Annotated in this window: 25 protein-coding genes, 1 tRNA gene and 7 pseudogenes; 20 read left to right on the top strand and 13 right to left on the bottom strand. The window is 49.9% G+C overall.

Going from position 1 to position 25,769, the window contains the following annotated elements; genetic code table 11:
• Positions 1 to 236: 236 nt before the first annotated feature.
• Positions 237 to 2,558: a Tex family protein gene (locus tag MN084_RS10600; protein ID WP_241086589.1), complete on the top strand. Its 2,322-nt coding sequence runs from the start codon at positions 237 to 239 to the stop codon at positions 2,556 to 2,558.
• Here MN084_RS10600 and MN084_RS10595 read toward each other — a convergent pair.
• Positions 2,557 to 2,959 (bottom strand): annotated as a pseudogene (locus MN084_RS10595) (transposase); the annotation flags it as partial. The gene MN084_RS10600 and the pseudogene MN084_RS10595 overlap by 2 nt on opposite strands.
• Positions 2,960 to 3,024: 65 nt before the next feature.
• Between MN084_RS10595 and MN084_RS10590 the strand changes: the two are divergent.
• Positions 3,025 to 3,536: pseudogene (locus MN084_RS10590) on the top strand (transposase); the annotation flags it as partial.
• 202 nt (positions 3,537 to 3,738) lie between these two features.
• Here MN084_RS10590 and MN084_RS10585 read toward each other — a convergent pair.
• Together MN084_RS10585 and MN084_RS10580 are read right to left on the bottom strand one after the other, a co-directional pair.
• A pseudogene (locus MN084_RS10585) lies at positions 3,739 to 4,935 on the bottom strand (IS256 family transposase).
• A 132-nt stretch (positions 4,936 to 5,067) separates the two neighbouring features.
• Positions 5,068 to 6,102, bottom strand: a pseudogene (locus MN084_RS10580) (IS256 family transposase); the annotation flags it as partial.
• 359 nt (positions 6,103 to 6,461) lie between these two features.
• On the opposite strand from MN084_RS10580, the gene MN084_RS10575 reads away from it, so the two are divergent.
• Entirely contained in the window at positions 6,462 to 6,602 is a 141-nt protein-coding gene (locus tag MN084_RS10575) for a transposase (protein WP_330178020.1), read from the top strand.
• A 40-nt stretch (positions 6,603 to 6,642) separates the two neighbouring features.
• On the opposite strand, the pseudogene MN084_RS10570 reads toward MN084_RS10575, so the two are convergent.
• A pseudogene (locus MN084_RS10570) lies at positions 6,643 to 7,557 on the bottom strand (IS1595 family transposase).
• 120 nt (positions 7,558 to 7,677) lie between these two features.
• On the opposite strand from MN084_RS10570, the gene MN084_RS10565 reads away from it, so the two are divergent.
• Together MN084_RS10565 and MN084_RS10560 are read left to right on the top strand one after the other, a co-directional pair.
• A complete protein-coding gene (locus tag MN084_RS10565) occupies positions 7,678 to 7,806 on the top strand; it encodes a hypothetical protein (RefSeq protein WP_277400324.1) in 129 nt (42 codons plus the stop codon).
• Between the two features lie 148 nt (positions 7,807 to 7,954).
• The gene (locus MN084_RS10560) at positions 7,955 to 8,107 is read left to right on the top strand and encodes a hypothetical protein (RefSeq protein ID WP_241086436.1); all 153 of its coding nucleotides are present in this window, start codon (positions 7,955 to 7,957) and stop codon (positions 8,105 to 8,107) included.
• Positions 8,108 to 8,754: 647 nt separating this feature from the next.
• On the opposite strand, the gene bioA is transcribed toward MN084_RS10560, so the two are convergent.
• The 4 genes from bioA to MN084_RS10540 form a co-directional block, all read right to left on the bottom strand.
• On the bottom strand, positions 8,755 to 10,035 hold the full coding sequence (gene bioA / locus MN084_RS10555) for an adenosylmethionine--8-amino-7-oxononanoate transaminase (RefSeq protein ID WP_241086437.1): 1,281 nt from the start codon (positions 10,033 to 10,035) through the stop codon (positions 8,755 to 8,757).
• A gap of 166 nt (positions 10,036 to 10,201) precedes the next feature.
• Positions 10,202 to 10,471, bottom strand: coding sequence for an Hpt domain-containing protein (locus MN084_RS10550; protein WP_241086438.1), 270 nt, complete (start codon positions 10,469 to 10,471; stop codon positions 10,202 to 10,204).
• A 219-nt stretch (positions 10,472 to 10,690) separates the two neighbouring features.
• Positions 10,691 to 10,984: a response regulator gene (locus MN084_RS10545; RefSeq protein ID WP_241086439.1), complete on the bottom strand. Its 294-nt coding sequence runs from the start codon at positions 10,982 to 10,984 to the stop codon at positions 10,691 to 10,693.
• Between the two features lie 306 nt (positions 10,985 to 11,290).
• Positions 11,291 to 11,536: an ATP-binding protein gene (locus MN084_RS10540; protein WP_241086590.1), complete on the bottom strand. Its 246-nt coding sequence runs from the start codon at positions 11,534 to 11,536 to the stop codon at positions 11,291 to 11,293.
• A 114-nt stretch (positions 11,537 to 11,650) separates the two neighbouring features.
• Here MN084_RS10540 and MN084_RS10535 point away from each other — a divergent pair.
• Both MN084_RS10535 and MN084_RS10530 read left to right on the top strand, forming a co-directional pair.
• A protein-coding gene (locus MN084_RS10535) for an IS3 family transposase (RefSeq protein ID WP_241086440.1) occupies positions 11,651 to 12,729 on the top strand; the annotation gives its coding sequence in 2 pieces (ribosomal slippage) (positions 11,651 to 11,903 and positions 11,903 to 12,729; 1,080 coding nt in all).
• 218 nt (positions 12,730 to 12,947) lie between these two features.
• Positions 12,948 to 13,036 (top strand) — tRNA-Leu (locus tag MN084_RS10530).
• Between the two features lie 357 nt (positions 13,037 to 13,393).
• Here MN084_RS10530 and MN084_RS19695 read toward each other — a convergent pair.
• The 3 genes from MN084_RS19695 to MN084_RS19690 all read right to left on the bottom strand — a co-directional run bounded on the left by MN084_RS19695 (position 13,394) and on the right by MN084_RS19690 (position 15,277).
• Positions 13,394 to 13,720 carry a DUF1376 domain-containing protein gene (locus tag MN084_RS19695; RefSeq protein WP_445083819.1) on the bottom strand — a complete coding sequence of 109 codons (327 nt, stop codon included), beginning with the start codon at positions 13,718 to 13,720 and terminating at the stop codon, positions 13,394 to 13,396.
• 187 nt (positions 13,721 to 13,907) lie between these two features.
• Entirely contained in the window at positions 13,908 to 15,131 is a 1,224-nt protein-coding gene (locus MN084_RS10525; RefSeq protein ID WP_330178019.1) for an IS256 family transposase, read from the bottom strand.
• Complete coding sequence (locus tag MN084_RS19690; protein WP_445083963.1) at positions 15,131 to 15,277, bottom strand: hypothetical protein; 147 nt, start codon at positions 15,275 to 15,277, stop codon at positions 15,131 to 15,133. The genes MN084_RS10525 and MN084_RS19690 overlap by 1 nt, the downstream gene beginning before the upstream one ends.
• 80 nt (positions 15,278 to 15,357) lie before the next feature.
• Here MN084_RS19690 and MN084_RS10520 point away from each other — a divergent pair, with 80 nt between their 5' ends.
• The 4 genes and pseudogenes from MN084_RS10520 (at position 15,358) to MN084_RS10515 (ending at position 17,215) form a co-directional block, all read left to right on the top strand.
• Positions 15,358 to 15,738 (top strand): hypothetical protein, encoded by a 381-nt coding sequence (locus tag MN084_RS10520; RefSeq protein ID WP_241086442.1) that lies wholly within the window; start codon positions 15,358 to 15,360, stop codon positions 15,736 to 15,738.
• Between the two features lie 865 nt (positions 15,739 to 16,603).
• A pseudogene (locus MN084_RS19685) lies at positions 16,604 to 16,748 on the top strand (IS5/IS1182 family transposase); the annotation flags it as partial.
• Between the two features lie 198 nt (positions 16,749 to 16,946).
• Positions 16,947 to 17,081, top strand: coding sequence for a hypothetical protein (locus MN084_RS19680; protein ID WP_445083962.1), 135 nt, complete (start codon positions 16,947 to 16,949; stop codon positions 17,079 to 17,081).
• On the top strand, positions 17,078 to 17,215 hold the full coding sequence (locus MN084_RS10515) for a hypothetical protein (RefSeq protein ID WP_241086443.1): 138 nt from the start codon (positions 17,078 to 17,080) through the stop codon (positions 17,213 to 17,215). Before MN084_RS19680 ends, MN084_RS10515 begins: the two co-directional genes overlap by 4 nt.
• A gap of 51 nt (positions 17,216 to 17,266) precedes the next feature.
• On the opposite strand, the gene MN084_RS10510 is transcribed toward MN084_RS10515, so the two are convergent.
• Positions 17,267 to 17,551, bottom strand: a complete 285-nt coding sequence (locus tag MN084_RS10510; RefSeq protein WP_241086444.1) for a hypothetical protein — start codon at positions 17,549 to 17,551, stop codon at positions 17,267 to 17,269.
• Between the two features lie 121 nt (positions 17,552 to 17,672).
• Here MN084_RS10510 and MN084_RS10505 point away from each other — a divergent pair, with 121 nt between their 5' ends.
• Together MN084_RS10505 and lolD are read left to right on the top strand one after the other, a co-directional pair.
• Positions 17,673 to 18,920 (top strand): lipoprotein-releasing ABC transporter permease subunit, encoded by a 1,248-nt coding sequence (locus MN084_RS10505; RefSeq protein ID WP_241086445.1) that lies wholly within the window; start codon positions 17,673 to 17,675, stop codon positions 18,918 to 18,920.
• Positions 18,913 to 19,596: a lipoprotein-releasing ABC transporter ATP-binding protein LolD gene (gene lolD / locus MN084_RS10500; RefSeq protein WP_241086446.1), complete on the top strand. Its 684-nt coding sequence runs from the start codon at positions 18,913 to 18,915 to the stop codon at positions 19,594 to 19,596. Before MN084_RS10505 ends, lolD begins: the two co-directional genes overlap by 8 nt.
• A gap of 21 nt (positions 19,597 to 19,617) precedes the next feature.
• Here the strand turns inward: lolD and MN084_RS10495 are convergent, their stop codons facing one another.
• Positions 19,618 to 20,139 carry a DUF2062 domain-containing protein gene (locus tag MN084_RS10495; RefSeq protein ID WP_241086447.1) on the bottom strand — a complete coding sequence of 174 codons (522 nt, stop codon included), beginning with the start codon at positions 20,137 to 20,139 and terminating at the stop codon, positions 19,618 to 19,620.
• Between the two features lie 188 nt (positions 20,140 to 20,327).
• On the opposite strand from MN084_RS10495, the gene MN084_RS10490 reads away from it, so the two are divergent.
• The 7 genes and pseudogenes from MN084_RS10490 to kdsB all read left to right on the top strand — a co-directional run bounded on the left by MN084_RS10490 (position 20,328) and on the right by kdsB (position 25,711).
• On the top strand, positions 20,328 to 20,912 hold the full coding sequence (locus MN084_RS10490; RefSeq protein WP_330178018.1) for a ComEC/Rec2 family competence protein: 585 nt from the start codon (positions 20,328 to 20,330) through the stop codon (positions 20,910 to 20,912).
• Positions 20,913 to 22,646: pseudogene (locus tag MN084_RS10485) on the top strand (DNA internalization-related competence protein ComEC/Rec2). It abuts the gene before it with no gap.
• 71 nt (positions 22,647 to 22,717) lie between these two features.
• Positions 22,718 to 23,344, top strand: a complete 627-nt coding sequence (locus MN084_RS10480; RefSeq protein WP_241086448.1) for a MotA/TolQ/ExbB proton channel family protein — start codon at positions 22,718 to 22,720, stop codon at positions 23,342 to 23,344.
• Positions 23,345 to 23,350: 6 nt separating this feature from the next.
• Complete coding sequence (locus tag MN084_RS10475) at positions 23,351 to 23,776, top strand: ExbD/TolR family protein (RefSeq protein ID WP_241086449.1); 426 nt, start codon at positions 23,351 to 23,353, stop codon at positions 23,774 to 23,776.
• Between the two features lie 6 nt (positions 23,777 to 23,782).
• On the top strand, positions 23,783 to 24,769 hold the full coding sequence (gene lpxK, locus MN084_RS10470) for a tetraacyldisaccharide 4'-kinase (RefSeq protein WP_241086450.1): 987 nt from the start codon (positions 23,783 to 23,785) through the stop codon (positions 24,767 to 24,769).
• Positions 24,762 to 24,950 carry a Trm112 family protein gene (locus MN084_RS10465; protein ID WP_241086451.1) on the top strand — a complete coding sequence of 63 codons (189 nt, stop codon included), beginning with the start codon at positions 24,762 to 24,764 and terminating at the stop codon, positions 24,948 to 24,950. The genes lpxK and MN084_RS10465 overlap by 8 nt, the downstream gene beginning before the upstream one ends.
• Positions 24,950 to 25,711, top strand: coding sequence for a 3-deoxy-manno-octulosonate cytidylyltransferase (gene kdsB / locus MN084_RS10460; RefSeq protein ID WP_241086452.1), 762 nt, complete (start codon positions 24,950 to 24,952; stop codon positions 25,709 to 25,711). The genes MN084_RS10465 and kdsB overlap by 1 nt, the downstream gene beginning before the upstream one ends.
• Positions 25,712 to 25,769: the final 58 nt, after the last annotated feature.

Genomic DNA, 25,769 nt, shown 5'->3' with positions numbered 1-25,769 from the left:
AAAAGGTTGTCAATCGGTTCGCTAGGATATCCTGCTGATGGAGCAAGGAGAGTCGTTGGTAGAATTGGCCCACCTGTCAGAAGAGCAGCGTCAGCGAGTACTCGATGAACTGAAGGCGGTTATGTCTGTATATGGAGACAGCTGTAGCACATCCTGAGAACCTGTTTTTTGAACTTCTGATCAAGCCGGGTCTTACGGACCGGCTTTGTTTTTATCGCAACTATATATGTGTGGAAATGCAGAAAATTATTAACAGAATTGCAGAAGAGCTGAGTGTTACCAACCAGCAGGTCGCAGCGGCTGTGAATTTAATAGATGAGGGAGCTACGGTACCTTTCATCGCCCGCTATCGTAAAGAGAAGACAGGCGCACTTGACGATATACAGTTGAGAATGCTCGAAGAGCGGCTGGGTTATCTGCGAGAACTGGAAGACAGGCGGAAGGTGGTTGTTAACAGTGTCAGAGAGCAGGGCAAGCTGACGGAGGCGTTGGAGAAGCAGTTTTTTTTGGCAGATACCAAGACCCGGCTTGAGGATCTCTATCTGCCTTACCGTCAGAAACGCAGGACCAAGGCGCAAATAGCACGTGAAGCCGGGCTTGAGCCTCTTGCCATCGATTTACTGACAAACCCTGAGCTTGATCCTGAAGATGAATCAGCCGGTTATATCGATCCGGAAAAAGGGGTAGCTGATGTCAAAGCCGCCCTGGATGGTGCCCGGCAGATTCTGATGGAGCGCTTCGCCGAGAATGCCGAACTGTTGGGTGAGCTGCGGGAGTACCTTTGGGAAAATGGCACGCTTAAATCGCAGTTGGTTACAGGTAAAGAGCGTGAAGCCGCAAAATTCAGTGATTACTTTGACTATTCCGAAGCGATAAAAAATATTCCATCACACCGGGCGTTGGCACTTTTTCGCGGGCGCAATGAAGGTTTGCTTATTCTTGAGTTAGTTGTTGATGAAGCGGTAGAAGGCACAGCGCCCTGTGAAGTGATGGTTGCCCGTGCTTCAGGGGTTGAAGACTTGGCAAGACCGGCAGATCGCTGGCTGAAAGATGCCGTGCGCTGGGCATGGCGGGTAAAAATATTCACCCATCTGGATCTGGAATTGAAAATGCGACTCAGGGAGTCGGCAGAAGAGGAGGCGATACGTGTCTTTGGCAATAATCTGAATGATTTGCTGCTGGCAGCACCTGCAGGTAACTACACCATTCTGGGGCTGGATCCAGGGCTGAGAACCGGAGTGAAGGTGGCTGTAGTCGATGCTACTGGAAAGGCGGTGGATACAGATACCATCTATCCTCATGTACCAAAAAATCGGTGGGATGAATCGATTGCTACGCTTGCTAAATTGGCTTCCCGGCATAATGTCAGGCTGATTGCTATTGGCAATGGCACTGCATCCCGGGAGACGGACCGTCTGGCCGCCGATCTTATCAAGCGATATCCTGATTTGAAGTTGTTGAAAGTGATGGTGAGTGAAGCCGGTGCATCTGTCTATTCCGCATCGGAACTGGCTTCATCGGAACTGCCTGATATGGATGTCTCGCTGCGGGGTGCTGTCTCTATTGCCCGGCGGCTACAGGATCCACTGGCCGAACTGGTAAAGATCGAGCCAAAAGCGATTGGTGTTGGCCAATATCAGCATGATGTCAACCAGACTCGTCTGTCGCGAGCTCTGGGTAATATTGTAGAAGATTGCGTAAATGCTGTCGGGATTGATATCAATACGGCTTCGCCTGCACTGTTGAAACAAGTCTCCGGGCTAAGCCAGACACTTGCCAATAATATTGTGGAATTTCGAAATAAGAACGGTGCATTCAGCAATCGCAAGGCATTGTTGAAAGTCTCACGTCTGGGTGAAAAGACCTATGAGCAGGCTGCGGGTTTCCTGCGTATTGTCAACGGAGATAACCTCCTAGATAATTCTGCGGTTCACCCAGAAGCCTACCCGCTGGTCGAACGTATTATTAAGAGTGTCAAACGTTCGGTGAAGGAAGTGATGGGAGATAGTGCCTTTCTCCGAAAACTGGAGCCTAGGATATTTGTTGATGAGCACTTTGGTTTGCCTACAGTGAAAGATGTTATCGCTGAGCTTGAAAAACCGGGGCGTGATCCCCGGGGTAAATTTAAAACCGCCAGTTTTCAGGAGGGAGTGGAATCACTATCAGATCTCAAGTCCGGCATGGTGCTTGAAGGCGTGGTAACCAATGTCACCAATTTTGGTGCCTTTATTGATATTGGTGTGCACCAGGATGGCCTAGTTCATATCTCCGCTATGGCCGAAAAATTTATTAAAAATCCAAGAGAAGTGGTTAAAGCCGGTGACCTGGTGAAGGTTAAAGTTATTGAAGTTGACCTGGAACGCAAGCGTATTGCATTGACTATGCGTCTGGCAGATCGGAGTGAGGATCATTCCAGACATAGAAGTAACGGGCCTCGTGCAGAAACAAAACAGAACAGATCAAACAAGCCACATCAACCGAAGAGAAAAGAGCAGATTAAAGGCGGAGCAATGGCTGCTGCTTTATCAAATGCCTTGGGGGATAAAGGTAAAAATTGATCGCTTTGCGAATGACGCTGTTCAGCGACTCAATGGCGTTGTTCGTGTAGATCACTTTTCGTCTGTCCTCCGGGTAGTTGAACAGCGTGTTGAGATTCTGCCAATGGGCACTCCAGGAGCGGCTGATCCGGGGGTATTTGTTGTCCCATCGGTCAGAGAATTTATCCTGCGCCGGTAGGGCTTCTTCCTCGGTGATGGGCTGGTAACTCTTTTTCAAATCAGCCGCCACAGGCTTGTAGTCTTTCCAGGGCACCTACTTCATCGAGTTCCGTACCACACAATACAGAGCTGGATATCCGGGAAAGCCGCGTTGATTGCATCAGGAAAGCCCTTTAAGCCATCGCATAGGCTATCAGAATATCCTTCACACCGCGGTTCTGAAGCACTGTCAGTAGGGGTAATCCCCCCTAAAAACCGGTGGAGTTAAAAGTAGAATTTTCTGATAATGATTTTAAGGAGATTCTGCATGAAAATATCGAGATACAGCGACAGCCAAATAATGGCGATATTAAAGCAGGCGGGGACTGGTAGCCCTGTGCCTGAGCTGTGCCGTGAATACGGCATGAACAGTGCGAAATGGCGCAGTAAGCATGGAGGCATGGAGGCATGGAGGCATGGAGGCATGGAGGCATGGAGGCATGGAGGCATGGAGGCGTCCATGATATCTCGTTTAAAAGAGCTTGAAGCCAAAAACCGGCAACTCAAGAAAATGTATGCCGAAGAACGCATCAAATCTGAGCTGCGCAAGGAGGCTCTTGAAAAAAAGTGGTAAGGCCTCGGCAGTGACGTAATCTGGCACAACAAGCGGTGTTGGACAAGGCAGTGAGTATTCGGTTGTCCTGTGAGACCTGGGGTATCAGCGAAAGCTGTTACCGTTATCAAGCTAAACTCAGCAATGAAAATGCTGAGATAGCCGACAGGTTATTGCGACTCACGCACAATCAACGCAACTTTGGCTTTGGCTTTGGCTTTGGCTTTGGCTTTGGCTTTGGCTTTGGCTTACCTGATTACCTACCAGGCTCAGCTATTGAGCCAGTGGTCATTGCATAATAGAACCCACTGAATACAGAAGGTTTTCTATCATGCCGAAAAATACAGTGCAGTTTCAAAAAGGTCTTAGTTTGCACGAATTTATTGAAAAATATGGGAGGGTGTAACGATTTCCGTGTAACTGCCCGGGTTAAATGTATTCCGCCAAGCATTCTTCGAACTCAATCATAAATCTATTCAGTGCTGGTTTCCAATTGCGAATCGGCATGGTCCATTTTTTTGATGCTTGCTGCACCGTCAGGTACACCACTTTCATTGCCGAGTCGTCGGTCGGAAATAGCTTCCGTTTTTTAATTACCTTGCGAACCACGCTGTTCATTGACTCGATGGCATTGGTTGTATAGATTGCCCTGCGGATGTCCTCAGGGTAGCCAAACAGGGTATTAAGATTGTGCCAGTGGCTACGCCACGAACGGCTGAGCTGGGGATATTTGCCGCCCCATCGGTTAGAGAAATTATCAAGTTCCAGTAGCGCTTCATCTTCGGTGACAGACTTATATATTTTCTTCAGGTCTGCCGTCACTGCCTTGTAGTCTTTCCAGGGCACATACTTCATCGAGTTGCGCACCATGTGAATAATACAGAGCTGGATCTGAGTCTCGGGAAACGCTGTATTGATTGCATCTGAAAAGCCCTTCAGGCTATCAGGATATTCTTCACGCCGCGATTCTGGAGCTCTGTGAGTACATTGAGCCAGAACTTGGCACCCTCATTCTCTGACAGCCAGAGCCCCAACAATTCCTTGTGGCCCTCCATGTTCACGCCCAGTGCTAGATAAATTGCCTTATTGGTCACTTTCTTGTCTTGCCGGATTTTTACGACAATACAATCCAGGTAAATAATGGGATAGACCGCATCCAGTGGCCTAGATTGCCATTCAATCACTTGTTCAATAACAGCGTCAGTCACTTTGGAAATCAAGGTGGCGGAGACATCAGCACCGTACATTTCTTTAACGGTCGTGACGATTTCTCGTGTTGTCATCCCCTGGGCATACAAGAAAATAATCTTGTCGTCCATGGAAGTAAATCGCCGCTGGTGTTTTTTTAACGAGCTTGGGCTCGAAACTCCCAGCTCTGTCGCGTGGTGTATCGAGCTCGAACTGGCCAGCTTCCGTTCGGTTAGTCTTACTGGCATAGCCGTTGCGGTTATTATCAGCTTCGGACTGCTCGTGCCTTTCAAAGCCAAGATGATCATCTAACTCAGCGTTCAGTGCCGCTTCGACCGTAATCTTGGTTAGCATCTGATGGCAGTCTTTGAGGTCGTCTTCCGTCTTGATATTTTTAGCGGCCGCATGAGTGATCGCCTGTAGTTCTTTCTTGTTCATAGTGCCTATCCTCAACCACGCTTGGGTTTAATGATAGACAGTTACACAGAATTCAGGACACCCTCAAATATTAGTTCTGAAGAGCAATGCTAACAAGCATTGTACCAACTCCGTTGGCCTACCGGATATATATGTCCCGAAGGTGGATTCAATCGGATTGCTGGCCCGAATGCTCTGCCAGCGCTGCGCAGGAAATTGATAGACAGCCATCAGTTCCTCTCGGTCTTTGTGCAGACAGATGGCAGCCTTCGGATACTTTGGCTCATACGTTTTGATAAACAGATCAAAGGCCTTTTCCGCATCGGCCTGGGTCTCCGACTGCCAGATGTTATGCAGTGCCTGCTTCGCTTTCGGCTAAGCTGACCTTGGCAGGCAGTTTAGCACGTTCATGGTCTTGTGCATCCAGCAGCGCTGCTGACGCGTCTCTGGATACACTTCCTCCAGTGCAGCCCAGAAGCCCATAGCACCGTCTCCGAGTGACTTCAGTTTTAACAGCGCTCTGTTTGCCAATTTGGGCGGGTTTAGTCCGCGTGGACTCCCGTACACCATCCTCAATTGCCAGAAAATGCTTCTCACCACGCTCATTCACGCCGATCACCACCAGGGCACACAGCTTCGTCTGCTCTGCTCTCTGTCCACTGTAGACACCGTCTGCCCACACATACACCCAATGGTCCTTATCCAGGCGCTCCTCGCACCCGCTCCGATATTCTTCTGTCCAGACCTGCTTCAGACGCGATACCCTGCCGGCCGACAAGCCTGTTGCATCCGGAACCACCAGCACTTTAAGGGCTTCACCTATCTCTCCACTGGAAATCCTCTTCAGGTAGAGCCACGGCAGTGCCGCTTCCAGTGACTTCGTCTTGCGTACATACGGCAGCACCAGAGCTGATCGGAACGTCACCGGCTCGCCGGTCTTCGCGCGAACTTTGGGGATCTTGACCGTGACCGGCCCCAATCCTGTCTGCAGTTTACGAGCTGGCAGGTGACCATTACGCACCACACCCCCGCCTTGCCATCCTCTGTTCGTCGCTCGACGTGCTCCGCCAGCAGCTCGGCCTCCACCGCTTGGTAGATCAACTGCTCTGCACCGCTTCTCGGCAACTCTGTCAGCGGATCGATAATCGTATCGCGACCTGCCAGCTTAACAACGTTATTCTTACTCATGGTGGAGTATCTCCAACGGTTGTTTTGATGTCTCGCAACAACAAATCAACCAGATACCCCGCTTTTCTTCTTTATTAGACTGCCATTCGCACTCCTTCAAAAAGAGATGAAAATGGTCTCTTGGTACACTGTTAAACTTACGCACGCAATAGCAACCAATTCAATCAACCATTGATAAAATCCATGCAACCGAGTTTTTTGATCATCAAGGCTGACTTGAACTCCTTGAGCAACCGGGAGACCCGCTGCCAAAGCTGGAAAGGACCGTAGACTGGGAGACTTTTCAGGTATTGTTGGGCTCAGTTTATAAAAACAGTAGTCCCAGTAAAGGTGGGCATCCACCTTACGATGCGGTGCTGATGTTCAAGGTGTTGGTTCTACAGAATTTATTCAATCTGTCCGGTGATCAAGCAGAGTTCCAAATACGGGATCCCTATAGCTTTTATCATTTTCTTGGGTTGAGCCCGGAGGGTAAGGTCCCCGGTTTGGGTATATCATGAGCGCCTGAAAGAATAGGGCCTTGTTGATAAACTTTCCTGATTACCCATAAACCTCAGCCATCCTCAGGAGACGATAAGGCATCGGTGGTGTACGTAACGCGACGCAGAGCAATCGTTCAATCATAGCCGGAAGATTAAACCGGCGATTAAAGCGATATTCAAACTCAGCGAGATAACGAGGTACGTGTTTTTTACGAATAGCATGAAAGGTTCCCTGCAAAGCATTCTTGATATTACTAGGCATGGTATTTAGTCATTTAAAGGTGGAGAGCTGGGTACACTTTCGCCCACCGCCAGTGACGATAGGCATATGATAACATCCAGCATCTGTAACTGCTCTGAAGCAGTAGAGCCCATCAGAAAGAACTGTGCTGCCAGCACACAGACTGGATCTGGCATATCGAGCGATCTCCGCACTCTGAAAACCGCGGAGCCGACGCAGTTGGATCTTCATTGGCCTGCCGTCCTGCGTCGTCTCAATAGCTGCCACGAAAGGGATTTTATTACGAGACCCTCGCCCACGCTTTCCCGGTTTCTCACCACCAATACAGGCATCATCCATCTCGATGCGACCAGCCAGTTTTTTTTGACTCTGACGTTCCATTATCACCTGCATCAGTTTGTGCTTGAGCTTCCAGGCTGTATTGTAGTTCACACCAATTTCACGGGACAGTTGCAAGGCAGAAGTACTTTTTTTACGCTGAGTCAACAAATAGATGGCCAGAAACCACTTCTTCAACGGCAGCTTGGTGCCAGCAATCAGGGAGCTTTGGTGGTGGCATTTATGGCACTGATATATCTTACGGCTTTTGAGTTCACAACCTGTTGTGTTGCCACACTCAGGACATATATATCCTGTAGGCCAACGCAGTCGGTACAATGCTTGTTGACATTGCTCTTCAGAACCATACTTTTCAATAAATTCGTGCAAACTAGGACCTTTTTGAAACTGCACTGCACTGTATTTTTTGGCATGATAGAAAACTCTCTGTATTCAGTGGCTTATATTATGCAATGACCACCGGCTCAATAGCTGAGCCTGTTAGGTAAGCATGTAAACTTTTTTCAGAAGCTATTGATCCATATTGATGCAGCAGGCTTCAGTGCTCGCAAGGGACAGATTGTAGATGCCGCTATCGCTCCAGTACCCAAGCAACATAATACGCGAGAGGAAAATAGGCAGATCAAAGCCGGGGATAGCTAGGTTTTCGAGGAACTGCTGGATGAAAACAACAGTAATGGAAGTGTCTGGGCCGATTCTGCTTGCCACAGTGTAAAACGAGAAGCCGCTTTACCGGGTGCGCATTACCGCAGTCAGATTCACCGCAAGTTGACACGCAAACGCCCCTTGAATGAACGGGAGCAAGAGGCAAACCGAAAACGATCGAGAGTTCGGGCTCGAGCACGTGTTTGCCCAGCAGGCCAATCGACTAGTGCGTAGCATCGAGCAAGGCAGGGCCGGCGTGAAGATTGGTATGATAAATTTGGTGTACAACATGCGTTGATTGGTGTGGCTGGCCGGATGAAGCAAGGTATGGATATAGGTGTTACCAGAAAAATGAGAGTGAAGACAACCGGGCTCTCCAGATTTGCTAGAGATTTATTGGCTTTTATCGGGGTTTTGGAGGTTCCCTGAGGCTGATATGGTTTTGGCAGCAGCAGGATACAATTTAGCCAAGTTGTTGGCTTGGTTTTATTGTGCTTGGATAATGTTAGCGGGAAATCGAATGATTATTCCAGGTAATGGGCTTAGAATCAGATCTAAGAAGGTTCAAGGAACCAGATCCTCAGCCTGATGCGTCAGAGACGACAGAGTAGGCTTCCGAACACGGCGGCTAGCCATTTGAGGGACTAGGATGTCTCAGAACACACCACGAGATTGAAGACATCTCTTGTAGAGGTCACCCTCGCCAAAGAACTGGAAAATTCAAGCGTACAGACCCGGCAATGCCTTATGGTTATCCCGTTCCAGTCTACCATCCGATACATATTTTCAGAACCCCCTCCCCGGGTAAAGCATTTTTTTGCACAAACGGGCGGTAGAATGAGCAATGGTGTACCTCGTGTCCTTTGTATGGGATCTGTCGATGGCCGTCTCCCAAGTGTATACCATTCTCAGCTTGCATGACCAACGGAATAGCGCTTTAAATCATCATCTTGAAACGACTTCGGTCACGGCATTCGTCAGTGTCTTCAGCTCATCGTCCGTGATCACATACGGCGGCATCAGATAGACCAGCCGTCCAAACGGACGTACCCATACGCCAGCCTCCACAAACTGTGGTTGAATGCTTTTCATATCTACCGGCTGCTTCATTTCAACAACACCAATTGCACCAAGTACCCGCACATCCGTAACCTGGGGGAAATCTCTGCACGGCTCGAGTCCGTTCCAAAGCTGTTGTTCTATCCAGTTTATCCGTTGCTGCCAGGGAGAATCCAGCAACAGTTGCAGATTGGCCACGCCAGCGGCGCAGGCAAGTGGGTTAGCCATGAAGGTTGGGCCATGCATGAACAGGCCTGGTTCGCCCCGGTTGATGGTTTCGCTGATCCGTCGGGTGGTCAGGGTGGCCGCCAGGGTCAGGTATCCGCCGGTAAGCGCCTTACCCACACACATGATATCGGGAGAGATCCCGGCGTATTCACAGGCAAACAGCCGGCCGGTTCGGCCAAATCCGGTGGCGATTTCATCGAGGATCAACAGGACACCATACTGATCGCAAAGCACCCTCACTTGTCGTAGATAGTCGGCGGAGTAGAAACGCATTCTCCCCGTCCCTTGCACAATCGGTTCCATGATGACAGCTGCTATCTGGCGATGCTCTTTTTCCAGCATTTGTTCCATCGGGGCAATTTCTTCGGCAGAACAGGGTTCTCCGAACAGGGACTCAGGTGCATCCACAAACAGTTGTTTTGCGAGTACATCTGAGAATAGACTGTGCATTCCAGCTTCTGGATCACAGACTGACATGGCGCCAAAAGTATCGCCGTGATAACCTTTCCGGATGGTCAGAAAATGTTGTTTTGACGACTGTTTTCTTGCGTCCCAATATTGGATGGCCATCTTCATAGCCACCTCTACCGACACTGATCCTGAGTCAGAAAAGAAGACCGATTGCAGCGGTTCGGGTGTCAGTTTTACCAGTTCTTCTGCCAGTGCCACGGCCGGTCGATGAGTCAGACCACCGAACATGACATGGGCCATACTCTTGAGCTGGGATTCCAATGCGCGGTTCATCTCCGGGTGATTGTAGCCGTGGATGGCGCACCACCAGGATGACATGCCGTCAATCAACTCCTGCCCGTTTGCCAGCTTGATGCGTACGCCTTCAGCGGAGACCACCGGATAGACCGGCAAGTCAGCACCAATGGCGCTGTAGGGATGCCAAACATGGGCCTTGTCAAAGTCCAGCCAGTTTTCGATCTGTTTCAAGTAGATAAAATCCCCAAGTTGCACATGAGTGAGGTAACGGGCTCTCCATGCCCTCCTAGTAAACATCTACGCGCTATTATCGCAGTTACACAGAAAACTTTACAGACTCGACTTTCAACGCAAAGCCGGAAGATTTCAGCCGTCAGACACCGATTCATGAATTGATCTAGAGGTTCCCCTCAGTATTGGGAGTGATCAGATGATCTGCCTCGAAAGCTAAATCCTGTAACAGGTCAGATACCTTATCAGCTTCATGATTGTCGGCAGCCATCTCTAATTGAGCAACCAAGTGGTTAATTAGTAGTACGCCACAGACAGCACAGGAGCCGTGTAGGAGGTGGGTTGAATCTCGGAGTTTTACCCAGTCTCCCTTTTTAAAATGCCCTCTTATCTCTTCAAGCTGCGCCTCAAGTTCACCAATGAATCGCTGATACATCTCATCCGCAATTTCTGAATTCCCCCCCGTGATACGGAGTGCGGCAGCTTTGTCCCTGGATGGCAGATTGGTTGGCGAATTGAGCTGTCTCTGTCTGTTTTCAGGAATATCTTCCTGCTTGGATATGGGATCAATATTAAGAAATTGACAAATAACACCCCATAATTTTGCTTCGTCTATGGGCTTTGTAAGGTAGTCGTCAGCCCCTGCTGTAAGTAACTATTCCCTATGTTCAGGGACTATGTCTGCGGTAAGTACAATGATTGGGATTTCCGTATTATAAGAATTGCCGGATCTGATTTTCAGAGCAGCTTCTTTTCCACCCATGGTGGGCATACGTACATCCATAAGAATGAGGTCAAAGTGTTCAGAATTAACATGTTCCAATACTTCTAACCCATTTGATGCCTCAACGACTGAGGCACCACTAGATTTTAGTAGTGTCACGATCAATTTAAGATTGATTGAATTATCATCTGCAACAATAAACCGATAACCTGCCAATGACGGCATAGGGGTGGTATCCTTTTTAAAGGTTTTTTTCTATCTACAGGAACCCCTTTAAATATCTCATGAATTACTCTTTGTAAACTGCTCCTTGGTAGTGGCTTGGAAAGGCAATAGTTTACGCCCAACTTTTGAATATTTTCCAGTTTGCTGTAATCTGAGCTACTTACCAATACAAGAAGGTGCTTAGGCCGGAGTTTCTGTATCTGTTTAATTTTGGATTCAACATGATTGGTTTTAATGTCACCAGCAGTAAACCCCATGATCACCAAATCTGCACTTGCTACCTTACTACTCATATCTAAACTCAGATTACCGCCTTGAAAGACTGCTCTTTAATGAAATGAAGGAAGCTTTATGCTGATCAAATATCACCGTATTCATTCCTTCAAACAAAGGTTTTATTGCCCCGGTTCGTAACTTAGGCACTTTTGCGAAACTTAACGTAACTCTGAAGCATGATCCTTTTCCTTTCTCGCTTTCGCAACTGATCCTGCCTTTCATCGATTCTACAAGTTTTCTACATATACTTAATCCAAGCCCGGTTCCTCCATACATTCTGTTATTGGCATCTGTGCCTTGTTGGAAGAATCCGAATTGACCTTTCCCCCAGAAATAGAGCCATGACAAGGATGAGATTTCCAATTAGTCTGTGTATTAGGAGATCTCAAGATGAAGAAGAAGCGTTACAGAGAAGAGCAAATTATTGGTGCCATCAAGCAGCATGAGTCAGGGATAAAAGTTGATGACATTTGTCGTCAGTTCGGCATTTCAACCGGGTGCTTTTATAACTGGCGAAGCAAGTACGCCGGCATGGATGTCTCAGAAGCCAAACGGCTCAAAGAGCTTGAAAGCGAAAACAACAAGCTTAAGAAGTTACTTGCCGAGAAAATGCTTGAAGCTGAGGCGATGAAGGATGTGCTCTCAAAAAAGTGGTAAAGCCTGCTGATAGAAAACAAATCGTGAGCTACCTTAAGTCGCGATTCAAATTAAGTGAGCGTAGAGCTTGCCAATTAGCAGGCTTAAGTAGAACCGCTTTTCGGTACGTTACTCAATGGGGAAAAGATGAGCCTCTACGCAAACGGTTACTTGAGCTGGCAAAGAAGCATCCGAGTTATGGTTATTTGTTTTTACATGGCCTCCTGAGAGGAGAGGGGCTTGTGAAAAACAAGAAGCGGACCTACCGAGTCTATAACGAAGAAGGTCTTCAAGTGAGGACTAAAAAACGCAAGAAGATAATACGACCAAGAATGCCAATGATTATGCCCATTGGTAAAAATATACGCTGGTCAATGGATTTTGTCAGTGATCAGTTGGCTAATGGTCGCCGCTTTCGAGTATTTAATGTGATTGATGATTACTCAAGAGAAGTTATTGGCCAGCTCTCTGACTTCTCGATCAATGGTCACCAGGTCGCTCGTTTTTTAACTCAGCTGATTGAGCTAAGGAGTGCTCCGGATCAAATAATCTGCGACAACGGTACTGAGTTTACTAGCAAGGCGATGTTCTACTGGCAAAAAGAAAGTGGCGTTAAGCTAGGTTTTATTCAGCCAGGTAAGCCTACTCAGAATGCGTTTGTAGAAAGCTTAAACGGTAAATTCAGAAATGAATGCTTAAATCAGCATTGGTTCAGGTCCATTGATGACGCTAGACATGAAATTGATCAATGGCGAGAGCACTACAATCACGTGCGGCCTCATAGCGCATTAAATTATTTGTCACCTGTGGCCTTTGTGAATAGGGCCGCTTAGAATGAATTATCTCATCCAAGTCTTGGTATTAAGATGGGGGGAAGGTCATCGGTCACAAGCTGGTTACGATCACCATGCGTTATGCTAGACTCGCTCCGGTACCATCTGATCGAAGTCGCAGCATTGTTTGAAGGAGGATCGCAACTAGACTAAATTTGTCGCTACAGATTTGTTGTGGGGTTGTTGCGAGATGTTGCAGTATCAGTGAATTGTTGCGCGCCTGAGTGGTGGAATTGGTATACACAAGAGACTTAAAATCTCTCGCTTTTTCGTAGGCTTAAGGGTTCGAGTCCCTTCTCAGGCACCATTAATTCTCTGTAACCCCCTGTTTTAAAAAGCAAAGCCCGCTATCTGCTGGCGCATGCGCACACCGTCGACACCCTTTAACGCCGCGTTATATCCTTCAATGCCTCGCACCATCACGTATTTTTCACGCATGGAATCACGCAATGACAATCTACCTGAGTGCTGGCAGTTGTCCGTGGTAGCAGTCGATGATTTTTTGGTATGGCACTCCGTTGGCTTTTGGTTTTGCAGACGAAGGAGTTGATTTGTCGCTGCCGGTTTGGGGAGGGGCGTTAGCCTCTAAGTCTTTTATTGATTATTGATTATTGATTATTGGTTAGCATCGTTTTCGTATGGCTCTAGCATTACGCTCGCATCATTATCTGATGCGTTCGCATCTTTCTTCGGCTGACTTTTTGGCTTTATTGGAGCGATCTCTGTAGGTGGTTAGTTCCTTTTCTATCCGCTCATGGAACAAGAATCCATCATTCAAATTGAAGAAATCATCCACTACATTTCGCAATGCGCTCGCATGAGTTCCACTATCCAGTCGCATCTTTCTTAGGATATTTCGCTCATCATATTTAAGTGGTTCCTCTTCCAGAAAGTACCTGCCTATTAGTTCTCTATAGATGTAATATTCTATCGGCGTGAGGTGCGACGTATTCTTTCTGTAATCGTCTATATGAAATTCGTAATAATGCATCGATGACCGCCCTTACTTATTGCTTTTCTGCTGGCCCATCAGGTATGAGATGTCGCGACAATTGTCACACTGGCCTGTAATCGGATAATCCAACGGTGTGTTTTTATCTCCGAGTTGGCTCATGCCTGCATCTCCGCTTTCAGTCGCTACAGGAGTTATAGTCAAATCTGGTGTTTAGCCAGTTGAATCAAGCGGCGACCTGATCGGCTCTTGCTACCTCAACACCCTCGTTAAATTTGATTCCGGTTATCACCTTCGCCAGATAATCGAAACCCCGTAATCGTCTCCACGTCTTCTCGGCACACAGGCCGAGTTTGAACATCATGTGTAGCATGCCGTCACGCGATAGGCAGCCCTTGGAACGCTTGGTTCGATGGCGGATTGTCCCGAAGGTGGATTCAATCGGATTGCTGGTCCGAATACTCTGCCAATGCTGCGTAGGAAATTGATAGAAAGCCATCAGTTCCTCTCGGTCTTTGTGCAGACAGATGGCAGCCTTCGGATACTTTGGCTCATACGTTTTGATAAACAGATCAAAGGCCTTTTCCGCATCGGCCTGGGTCTCCGCCTGCCAGATGTTGTGCAGTGCCTGCTTCGCTTTCGGCTGAGCTGACCTTGGCAGGCAGTTCAGCACGTTCATGGTTTTGTGCATCCAGCAGCGCTGCTGGCGCGTCTCCGGATACACTTCCTCCAGCGCAGCCCAGAATCCCATGGCACCGTCACCGATCGCCAGTTTTGGCGGGGTCAGTCCGCGTGACTTCAGTTTCAACAGTACCTCCCGCCAGCTCTGTGTGGACTCCCGTACACCATCCTCAATTGCCAGAAAATGCTTCTCACCACGCTCATTCACGCCGATCACCACCAGGGCACACAGCTTCGTCTGCTCTGCTCTCTGTCCGCTGTAGACACCGTCTGTCCACACATACACACAATGACCCTTATCTAGGCGCTCTTCGCACCCGCTCCGATATTCTTCTGCCGAGACCTGCTTCAGACGCGATACCCTGCCGGCCGACAAGCCTGTTGCATCCGGAACCACCAGCACTTTCAGGGCTTCACCCATCTCTCCACTGGAAATCCCCTTCAGGTAGAGCCACGCCAGCGCCGCTTCCAGTGACTTCGTCTTGCGTACATACGGCGGCACCAGAGCTGATCGGAACGCCACCGGCTCGTCGGTCTTCGCGCGAACTTTGGGGATCTTGACCGTGACCGGCCCCAATCCTGTCTGCAGTTTACGAGCTGGCAGGTGACCATTACGCACCACACCCGCCTTGCCATCCTCTGTTCGTCGCTCAACGTGCTCCGCCAGCAGCTCGGCCTCCACCGCTTGGTAGATCAACTGCTCTGCACCGCTTCTCGGCAACTCTGTCAGCGGATCGATAATCGTATCTCGAACTGCCAGGTGAATCATCAGGTGGCTTCTTTGATATGACCGGAAGCTAGTTCACGGATCGTAATTTTACTGTTAACTGCTTTTTCGATAGGAATCAGGCATTCAGTGGGAACGACACCAGTACGGTACAGCCCTGACCAGATATCCCCCTGTCGTTTGCTGATTTTTTCAGCTAGAGCAGATTGGCCATCGACAAGATCAATTGCTCTGGCTTACGCATCATGCCAAGCGTTGGCAATATGGTATGAAAGCCAAGCAACCTAGTGAACTCATTCAAGTTGATCATGGCTTCACCGAAGGCTTTGCTGTCAAAGGGCTTAAGGCAACTTGCTTGATTACAGGCACCACGATAATGCGGGCCTATAGTCGAGCGACCAGCCATTATGACTTCTATCCTTTTTATCAAGGGAGCCTAACTATTGTAGGATTGAACAAGCCCCTTGCAAAATACCAAGGCTTCTATAGACCTCATAAACCCATGCAGGCAGCTTGGAGTTGGCTCACAGGTATTGAAACCGAACAAAAAACTGAAGCTGACATTGATGTCATTTACAACGAAGATGCTGGCCAGCCCCGTTACCCACTCGTTTACTGGCGGGCCATTACCTCAAGTACACTCTTTTAATGAGAGCGTTGTGAAACACTGAGTTGAAAACCTATATTGGCCGTACTTTTGTGGATTTCAATACCTCAACACAAACTCCCCTTACACTCCTACAGCCTGGTTCACTTGCGCAACCGGGTCGGTAATAAATTTGATGCGCTGTTGAAACAAACCATCGAGCTAGCGCTGAATACTAAAGCAATGAGCTTGCGTGAGTTAAAGGACGTCAATGTGGACACCACCGTTCAATAGGAGGCCATCACCTTCCCAACAGATGCAAAGCTCTACCATAAAATGCGTGATCTATTGGTGTCTGCGGCACCAAATGACGCCAGAGCCATATCAAGGTAGGAAAGAACGCCTTGATCATGCAAGGGCGATATTCTCACGCTCAGCAGATGAAGCGTTCAGCGAGGCAGACTGGAAAACTCAAAACGTACTTGGGCCGAGTGATGAGAGACATCGGGCGTAAGACACTGTATAGAGATGGTGAACTCACGGCGTTACTTGCACGCGCTAACCATTTACTTGGCACCACAACGACAAGACAAAAAACAAGCTTTACAGCGTGCATGCAGCAGAAGAGGAATGCATTGCCAAAGGTAAAAAGCGCACAGGTGTTACGTGTTTGGCAATAAGCCCTCATTTGTGACCGGATCCAAAGTCAGCTGGTTAGTTGGCGCATGGCGTTTGACGGGTAATCCTTATGATGGGCATACACTCTTGTCGGCCACTTAAACAAGCGGAGAGTTTGAGCAGCCGAAAACTCAAGAATGTATATTGTGCATCAGGGCTACTCTGGGCACCGCGTAGGCGATGAAATTGCGTTAAGCTTTGTGGCATGCTCCCTAAGATGGCGACTCGGTCAACCCGAAAATGGATGAAGCGCCGAACCGCTATCGAGCCGGTTATTGGGCACCTTAAATCAGACAATAGGCTAACATCGAAACTACCTTAAAGCTGAATATGGTAATGAAGCTGATGTGGTTTTGGCAGCAGCGGGATATAATTTAGCCAAGTTGTTAGCTTGGTTTTATTGTGCTTGGATAAGGTTAGCGGGAAATCGTATGATTATTCCGGAATAATGGGCGGAGAATCAGATCTGAAAGGTTCAAGGAACCAGATTCTCGGTCTGATACTTCAGGGGCGATTACCTGTAGCTATCTTGTCGGGATGAGGAACTTCGTTTCGTTGCTGCGACCCTCAAGCGCTGCGTGAAAGGCAAGGATATGGCGGCACGCTTTGGTGGTGAGGAGTTTGCTGTGATACTGCCTCACATACCGACCAGAATGGTGCTTATACGGCTTATACGGCTTATACGGTTGCTGAGCAGATTCGAAAAGAAGTCACCTCAGGAAAGTTGAAAGACAAGGCCAGTGGTGGAGTCTATGGCAGAATCACCGTCTCAATCGGCGTTGCACAGTTCCACTCCAGTGGCCTTTCCAACGATCTGATACGGCGCGCAGACCGCGCGCGCTCTATACTGGCCAAGAAGTAGGGGCGAGGAGAGGCCTCCTGATCAGGCGGGTCAATCAGGAGCGTAAGTTGCTCAGCGATGCACTACGCTGGTAATGACAAGTTCGTGTTCAAAATAGACGGTAAAATTCGCATAGGCCCAGCGCGTGATGGGTGGATCACCTACCCAAGGTGTCATTTTGAGTGGCTCACCAAAGCGTTGACGGATCGTCTGCATGCTTTGACCGTTGCTGGGTCTGGGTAGTCCAGCTGAGCTGTTTACCGGGGACTCATCAATGACGTCGATCAGCAGCACATCAGCAGCTGCCAACGGTGACACCAAAATGGCAGCCAGCAATAGTGGTGCGGTAAACCTCATAGCCTTTTGGGACTCCTCTCCTATTTTATCCCCCCAGAATATAGCATTATTAATCCGGGATTCGGCTGAGAGTATCAAATGATTTCCCATGGAATCCTGGAATATGATTTAATTCGCCTCTATGTTTAGACCCTTGGAACTCTATATCGGGTTGCGTTACACCCGCGCCAAGCGGCGTAACCACTTTATATCATTCATCTCCATGATCTCCATGCTGGGAATCATGCTGGGTGTGGTCGCCCTGATTACCGTGTTGTCAGTGATGAACGGCTTTCATAAAGAGGTCAGGGAACGGATTCTTGGGATGACTTCTCATGCCACCATTTCGGCTTATGATGGGCAGCTGCAAAATTGGCAAGAGGCGATGCGTCTCTCAACAGATCACCCCAATGTGGTTGGCCAGGCCCCATTCATCGAAGCTCAAACCATGCTCACCAACGGCCGGAAGGTCAATGGGGCGATACTCAGAGGGATACTGCCCGGCTACGAAGCCCGTGTCTCTGATGTTGGAGAGCACATGCTTGTCGGGGCGCTCGAAGTGTTGGAGCCGGGTAACTTCGATATTGTTTTAGGCAAAGAGCTGGCCTTGGTGCTGGGTGTGAGCGTCGGGGATAAGGTCACCGTGGTAACTCCCCAGATAAGAGTGACCCCGGTCGGGACTATGCCACGTCTGAAACGCTTCACGGTCAGGGCTATCTTTGGGGTGGGAATGGGTGAGTACGATAGAGGCTTGGCTCTGATACACCTCAAGGATGCAGCCAAGTTGTTTCGCATGGGAGAAGGGGTGACCGGCGTCAGACTAAAGCTGGATGATCTCTATCTTGCACCCAGGGTTTCCCGCGAACTGGCGGACCAGCTCCCCGGTGCCTACCGGGTCAATGACTGGACATACCAGCACCGGAACTTTTTCAGCGCCCTGCGCACGGAGAAGCGAATGATGTCATTGATTCTTTTCCTGATTGTGGCAGTGGCCGCTTTCAATATCGTCTCCACGCTGGTGATGGTGGTGACAGATAAACAGAGTGATATCGCTATCCTGAGAACACTGGGTGCCTCACCGGGCAGTATCATGGGCATTTTTATGATTCAGGGTACGACCATAGGCTTTGTCGGAACCCTGCTTGGTATCCTAGGAGGGATACTGCTTTCACTCAATCTTGAAACGCTGGTGAAAAAGATTGAGATGCTATTCAATGTCAATTTCCTTGATCCCAGTGTCTATTACATCAGTACCCTGCCATCAGAGTTGGACTGGGGGGATGTCTCCAGCATCAGCATTGGGGCATTCCTGATTACCCTGATTGCAACACTTTATCCGGCGTGGCGGGCCTCCCGTACCCAGCCTGCGGAGGCGCTTCGCTATGAGTGATCAACCGGTGCTGGAATGCCGTGGTCTTACTCGTACCTTCTCCGATGGTAAATTGCTGGTCGAAGTACTAAACGGGGTGAATCTTGAAGTGGCAGAGGGTGAACGCATCGCCATAGTCGGCAGTTCAGGCTCTGGTAAAAGTACCTTGCTGCACTGCCTTGGCGGTTTGGATAGGGCCAGCAGTGGGCAGGTTCTGGTCGATGGGAAGGATATCGGCGTTCTGGGAGAAGCTGTAAGGGGTAAACTGCGCAACAGCAGGCTGGGTTTTGTCTACCAGTTCCATCATCTGCTGCCGGAGTTCACCGCCCTGGAAAATGTCGCTATGCCATTGTTGATCGGTGGCATGGCAGTGGATGAAGCGAAAAAACGGGCAGAGGATATTTTGCAACGTGTCGGGCTGGAACACCGGGTCGGGCATAAACCCAGCGAGCTTTCAGGTGGTGAGCGCCAGAGGGCTGCTGTAGCGCGTGCCTTGGTCAACCGCCCCGGTTGTGTTCTGGCTGACGAGCCTACGGGTAATCTGGACCAAAAGACCGCAGACCAGGTGTACCAGTTGATGCTGGAACTGAATCGGGAGATAGGTACCAGCTATATTGTGGTCACCCATGATACGGCGCTGGCCCGGAGCATGGATTGCGTGCTCCATCTGTGTGATGGGGTATTGACGGCAGAGTGAAATCCTTCAGCCGACGATGAATTAGCGGGATACCAGGCGCTGCCGCCGTTTATTCAGGTAGTTTACAATATGTATCCGCCATGCAATGCGCATCGATGCGTAACCAACCCCAGCGGCGATGCAGGCACAGACCAGACTCCCCAGATAGAGCGGCTGCCAGATGCTAGACAGGCTGTTGTGAAACCACTCCATCGTCAGCTCAAAATCACCTGTTATCGGCGGTTCGCCCAGTATCCAGGTGCCGACCAGATAGGTGAAGTAGAAGATTACAGGCATTGTGATGGGGTTGGTTATCCAGACCAGCGCTACCGATATGGGGAGATTTACCCGTGCGGGGATTGCGGTTGCAGCGGCTGCAATCATCTGGAAAGGAATGGGAATGAAGGCCCAGAAAAGCCCAACGGCAAAGGAGCCGGCCACTGAACGCCGGTTCATGTGCCAGAGGTTTGGGTCATGCAGCAGCTTACCGAACACCCGCATATGTTTGTGATTGCGGATGGTGTTGTGATCCGGTGAGTAACGTTTTAGCAGGCGCTTGGGCAATCGAAGCTCCAGATGGTCTCTGCAGTGCCTTATTCTGTAAGGCTTCTATTGAAGCATGCGGGGGGCTGTTTGGCCATATTTGTGCCGGGTTTTTCCTGATGCGAGCCCGGCGTGGTAGAGTAACTTCTCAATAATTAGGTCATTGCATGGAAGCCGCGATCTGAACTGTTTCAGCCCAAGGAAGGGACGTGATACCAAATACTATCGCTTTTGTTACCGGTGTGGTGTTGCTGCAGTGGCAGCCCTCGCTTTTGCCAGTTCCCTTTCTACTGCTACTGTTTCTACCCGGTTTTTTGGTCTGGCGCTTACCTCGATTAAGACCTCTGGCCTGTCTCCTGCTGGGATTTCTTTGGGCTTCACTTAATGCCCATTGGAGTATGAGAGCAGAATTGCAGCCTGCACTGGAAGGACCGAATCTCCAGGCAGTCGGCGTTATAGCTTCGCTTCCGGACGTCAATTCAGAACGGATCAAATTCGAATTTGTTATCGAACAGCTGAGTATCAACAGCGAGGAGTTCGACTCCCCCGGATTGGTAAGACTCAGCTGGTACCGTCGGTGGCCTGATCTTCAAGTTGGTGACCGATGGCAACTGCAGCTTCGGCTTAAGCGCCCGCATGGCTTGATGAACCCGGGTGGATTTGATTATGAGGGCTGGCTTTTTCAGCGGGGAATTCGGGCGACAGGTTATGTAAGATTTTCTTCCGATAACAGACGGATGGGAGAGGCGGGGTCAGGTTATCTGTTAGGCCGCTGGCGGGCGGGTATCAGATAGATGATTGATCAGGCACTGGGCGATACCCGTGGTGCCGGTTTGCTGCGGGCACTGGTGGTGGGTGACCGTACCGGGATTGATACAAAGATGTGGTCGGTATTTCAGCGTACGGGCACCAATCATCTGATCGCCATCTCCGGATTGCATATAGGGATTGTCGCCGGTTTAACGCTGTTATTGAGCCAGTTTGGCTGGCGCCTCTCGGGCAGATTGTGCCGGATCTTCCCGGCTTCCCGCGCAGCGGCTTTTTTTGCCCTTGTTTCGGCCATTGTCTACACCGGCCTAGCCGGGTTTGCCATCCCGGCTACCAGGGTACTGATCATGCTTTTGGTTCTGTTGCTGGGCGTCCTGATGGCACGTGCTACCCGTCCTTTTAATGGTCTCTGTATGGCACTGCTGGCTGTGGTTATAGTGGATCCGGTTGCGGTTCTTTCCGCTGGGTTCTGGCTCTCGTTTTGTGCGGTCGGCATTATTCTGGTTAGTCTTGATGGCAGAGTCGTCGTGAACAGGAACGCCTTCTCTTCACTGCTCAAAGTGCGATGGCTGGTCACACTAGGCCTGGCTCCCATTCTTTTGGCCTGAGGATTCAGTGTCTCGCTCTTGGCGCCTATTGTCAATCTGATTGCGGTACCCATCTTCTCTCTGTTTATTGTGCCTCTTGTACTTCTGGCAACCTTTATCTCGATGCTGTCTGTTGAGATTGGATTCCCGTTGTTAAGGTTCTCTGGCTGGTTGCTGGAACAGGGTGTGCAAATGCTGATGCTGGTGGCTCAGGTGCCTGTCGATATGCTGACGACAAATGCGTTACCGGCCTGGGTCTGGGCACTGGCGATGATTGGCGTCGCTCTCTGTTTGTTACCGCGAGGCATGCCTGGCCGGTTGATGGGTGCGGTGCTGATGCTGCCGCTGATGATAACGGATGCACCAATACCTGAAACAGGGGCGGTGTGGTTTACCCTGCTGGATGTCTGGCAGGGCCTTTCAGCGGTTGTCAGAACTCGTAACCACACCCTGGTGTATGATACAGGACCGCGTTTTTCCAGCGGATTTGATGCTGGAAAGGCCGTTTTGCTGCCCATCCTGAAGCAGCAAGGGGTGACGCATATAGACAAAGTGATATTGAGTAACGGTGACATGGATCACCGGGGTGGGTTTATCAGTCTGAGCCATGAAATCAGTATCGGGGCAGTTCTCAGTGGGGAGCCGGAGAAAATAGCGGCAGCCGGTGTGAAACCCTGTATCGCCGGCCTGCGCTGGCACTGGGATGGTGTCGATTTCGAGATTATCCACCCACAGTCCAGTGCAGACTGGACGGGCAATAACACCTCCTGTGTCCTGAGCGTGGAGAGCAACGGTGGTCGCCTGTTGCTGACAGGAGATATTGAATCGGAAGTGGAGGTGGATCTACTGGCCGGTGACCCGGCTCAACTCAAGGCGGATCTGGTGCTGATACCCCATCACGGGAGCATGAGCTCTTCCACCACAGGGTTTATCGAGGCTGTATCAGCTGATTTTGCACTCTCTTCTGCAGGCTATGGAAACCGATACGGTTTCCCCCAGGACAAGGTTGTCAGGCGCTGGCAGGCCGAGGGTGCTGAGGTCTTTAATACTGCCGATCAAGGGGCATTGGCGGTCCGGCTGGATCAGAATGGAAGCTTCAGCAGACCGGAGGGTTTCCGTATTCAGGCCAGGCGCTATTGGATGAAAACAGCCTCTGAGGCAATAAATGAGTAACCCCCCCTTTGGCTCTGACAGTGGATACAGTATGATAACCATGATTTTTTTACTCCCAGGAAAATAATAAAGTGTTTGAATTGGTGAAAGCGGGTGGGTGGCTGATGCTGCCTATAATCACGTGCTCTATCGTAGCTGTGGCCATTATCATCGAACGATTATGGGCTCTAAGGCGCCAGCGCGTGGTACCGAAAAATCTGGTAGCGCAGATCTGGCAGATGCATACCCGGGGAAAGCTTAACAACTCCCATATCCTTACGGTTAAGGATGGATCGCCATTGGGTCGGATATTGGCAGCCGGTCTGATGAACCGGGTTCACACCCGAGAGGTGATGAAAGAGGCGATAGAAGATGTTGGAAGGCAGGTGGTCATTGAGCTGGAGCGTTATCTCAATACGCTTGGAACCATCGCATCCATAACCCCTCTGCTGGGTCTCCTTGGTACGGTCATTGGCATGATCAAAGTTTTCTCGGCGATTATGGCTGCGGGGGTAGGCGATCCGGCCGTATTGGCAGGTGGTATATCCGAGGCTCTGATTACCACTGCTGCTGGCCTTTCTATCGCTATCCCCAGCCTGATGTTTCATCGTTACTTCGGTGGTCGCGTAGACCGGCTGGTTTTGATGATGGAGGAAGAGGCGCTGAAGATGGTGGAAGTGATGAAAGGTGAGCGGGAACAGGATTCGGTGATGGGGTAGCCGATTGTGAATCTTCGTCCACATCGAACAGAGTCGCCCGAACTGAACCTGACGCCGCTTATTGACGTCGTGTTTTTGCTGCTGATCTTCTTCATGGTCTCAACCACTTTTGATAAAGAGGCGCAGATCAAGGTTGAGTTGCCTCAAGCTACCACACAGGACGAAAAGGTGGAAGATGAGAAGATCCTGGATGTGGTGGTGGATGCCAAAGGCCGCTATTACATCAATCAGCGGGAAGTGATCAATACCGAAGTAGATACACTGAGGGCCGCTATCGTCAAAGCTGCCGGTGAGAAACGAGACCTTACAGTGGTTATCACTGCCGATGCCAATGCCACCCACCAGGCGGTGATCAAGGTGATGGATGCGGCCAGTCAACTCGGTTTTGTACATATGACCTTTGCTGCCAAGCAACCGGTAGAGAGCAAGTGATCGGCCGTGAAGCGGCTCGATAGTTATTGGCATTTCCGTAACATCATTGCAGGCTTGTTACTCCCCATCTCCTGGCTTTTCTCCGTTGCCGTCTGGCTGAGGCGGTGGAGCTATGAACGCAATCTTTTGCTGCGTCAGCAGATACCGGTTCCGGTTATCATTGCAGGGAATATTACTGTTGGCGGTACCGGAAAAACACCGTTGGTGATCTGGCTGGCCAGATATCTTGAACAGGCTGGCTATCAACCGGGTATCATCTCCCGCGGGTACGGCGGCAAAGCCGTGAGTTGGCCACAGCGGGTAGGGCCGGAGAGCGACCCAACCATGGTAGGGGATGAACCCGTACTTCTTGCCCGGCGCACTGGCTGCCCCATGTGGGTTGGGCCTGATCGTCCCGCTGCCGCGAGGGTACTGCTGGACGCCTCCAATTGCGATATCATCATCTCTGACGATGGCTTGCAGCACTACGCGCTTGGTCGTGATATTGAAATTGCCGTGATTGATGGTCAACGTCAGCTGGGAAATGGCTTTTGTCTTCCTGCCGGACCACTCAGGGAACCCAGCTCACGGTTGAAAGAGGTCGATTTGGTTGTGGTCAACGGGACGTCAGAAATAGCCGGTTACTATGGTATGACGCTGGAGGCTGGTAATCTGATTAATCTGCTGGTGCCGAAAGAACAGATTAAGCTGGAAGCGTTCGACCATACCCAAGTGCATGGCATCGCTGCTATCGGTAATCCCGATCGTTTTTTCGACACCCTTAGCCGGCACGGTCTGAAGGTGATAAAACATCCTTTTGATGATCACCACTTCTACTCCCCGGAGGAGATATCTCCCGATGACGATCTGCCCGTGCTGATGACAGAAAAAGACGCTGTAAAATGTTTTTCATTCGCCCAGAAACGCCACTGGTATCTGCAAGTAAATGCCAGCATTGACGCCGGATTTTCAGAGCAGCTGGGTAAATTACTAAGAGATCTGAAACATGGATAAAAAACTTCTCGATATCCTGGTCTGCCCGCTTTGCAAGGGCAAACTGGTCTATATAAAAAAGGACAATGAACTGATTTGTAAGGTCGATAGACTGGCCTTTCCTGTCCGTGACGGTATACCCGTGATGCTGGAGGAGGATGCCAGGGTGCTGCCTGAAGATGAAGAGGTATCCGAAAGTTGATGGAGTTTAAAGTCGTTATACCCGCGCGTTTTGCCTCAACACGCCTCCCGGGTAAGCCTCTGCTTGATATTGCCGGAAAGCCGATGATTCAACATGTGCATGAGCGTGCTATAGAGAGTGGTGCCGGGGAGGTGGTGGTTGCCACTGACGATGCGCGTATTGCCGGGCAGGTTGAAGCATTTGGTGGCGAAGTCTGCATGACGGCGAGTACTCACCGCAGTGGTACAGACCGTATTGCTGAAGTGGTTGAAAAACTCAACTGGCCTGATGAGACCATTGTCGTTAACCTGCAGGGCGATGAGCCTTGTATGCCGGCAGAGCTGATTACTCAGGTGGCACGGGACATAGACGACCATCGCGATGCTGTAATGACGACTCTGGCCGCACCGCTGGATGACAAACAACGGCTATTCGATCCCCACGTTGTTAAAGTGGTGACAGATGCCCGTGGCTATGCCCTTTATTTCAGTCGTGCACCTATCCCCTGGCATCGTGATGGATTTGCCCATGAGGAGAGGCCTCTGCCGGTGGATACAGAATTCCTCCGCCATATCGGCTTGTATGCCTATCGGGCAGGCTTTCTGGATCGCTATATCAAGTGGCCACTAGCTCCCATGGAAAAGGCAGAATCCCTGGAGCAGCTTCGGGTCCTCTGGCATGGCGAGCGCATCCATGTGAGTGAAGCGCTTGTCGAACCGGGCCATGGTGTTGATACTCAAAACGACCTTGAAGAAGCAGCAAAAATCCTGTCTGACGGCTGATTGAAATAGGATAGATTTATCAGTGTCCTACGTATCCTGGTGAAAGCGGTCTTTCTGA

It is taken from the genome of Candidatus Vondammii sp. HM_W22 (assembly GCF_022530855.2).
In the GTDB taxonomy this organism is placed as follows: domain Bacteria; phylum Pseudomonadota; class Gammaproteobacteria; order Chromatiales; family Chromatiaceae; genus Vondammii.
The sequence above is the reverse complement of the archived record's forward strand: the minus strand, read 5'-3'. Positions and strand labels throughout refer to the sequence as shown.

Excerpts from the sequence above, each read along its gene's own strand:
- MN084_RS10540 (WP_241086590.1), bottom strand. The coding sequence starts at position 11,536 with ATGTATGGAGGAACCGGGCTTGGATTAAGTATATGTAGAAAACTTGTA.
- lolD (WP_241086446.1), top strand. The coding sequence starts at position 18,913 with ATGAGTGATCAACCGGTGCTGGAATGCCGTGGTCTTACTCGTACCTTC.
- MN084_RS10560 (WP_241086436.1), top strand. The coding sequence starts at position 7,955 with ATGAACGGGAGCAAGAGGCAAACCGAAAACGATCGAGAGTTCGGGCTC.
- MN084_RS10520 (WP_241086442.1), top strand. The coding sequence starts at position 15,358 with ATGAAAGCCAAGCAACCTAGTGAACTCATTCAAGTTGATCATGGCTTC.
- kdsB (WP_241086452.1), top strand. The coding sequence starts at position 24,950 with ATGGAGTTTAAAGTCGTTATACCCGCGCGTTTTGCCTCAACACGCCTC.
- MN084_RS10510 (WP_241086444.1), bottom strand. The coding sequence starts at position 17,551 with ATGAGGTTTACCGCACCACTATTGCTGGCTGCCATTTTGGTGTCACCG.
- MN084_RS19680 (WP_445083962.1), top strand. The coding sequence starts at position 16,947 with ATGGCGGCACGCTTTGGTGGTGAGGAGTTTGCTGTGATACTGCCTCAC.
- MN084_RS10600 (WP_241086589.1), top strand. The coding sequence starts at position 237 with ATGCAGAAAATTATTAACAGAATTGCAGAAGAGCTGAGTGTTACCAAC.
- MN084_RS10465 (WP_241086451.1), top strand. The coding sequence starts at position 24,762 with ATGGATAAAAAACTTCTCGATATCCTGGTCTGCCCGCTTTGCAAGGGC.
- MN084_RS10525 (WP_330178019.1), bottom strand. The coding sequence starts at position 15,131 with ATGATTCACCTGGCAGTTCGAGATACGATTATCGATCCGCTGACAGAG.
- MN084_RS10550 (WP_241086438.1), bottom strand. The coding sequence starts at position 10,471 with ATGTATCAGCGATTCATTGGTGAACTTGAGGCGCAGCTTGAAGAGATA.
- MN084_RS10575 (WP_330178020.1), top strand. The coding sequence starts at position 6,462 with ATGTTCAAGGTGTTGGTTCTACAGAATTTATTCAATCTGTCCGGTGAT.
- MN084_RS10545 (WP_241086439.1), bottom strand. The coding sequence starts at position 10,984 with ATGCCGTCATTGGCAGGTTATCGGTTTATTGTTGCAGATGATAATTCA.
- MN084_RS10505 (WP_241086445.1), top strand. The coding sequence starts at position 17,673 with ATGTTTAGACCCTTGGAACTCTATATCGGGTTGCGTTACACCCGCGCC.
- MN084_RS19695 (WP_445083819.1), bottom strand. The coding sequence starts at position 13,720 with ATGCATTATTACGAATTTCATATAGACGATTACAGAAAGAATACGTCG.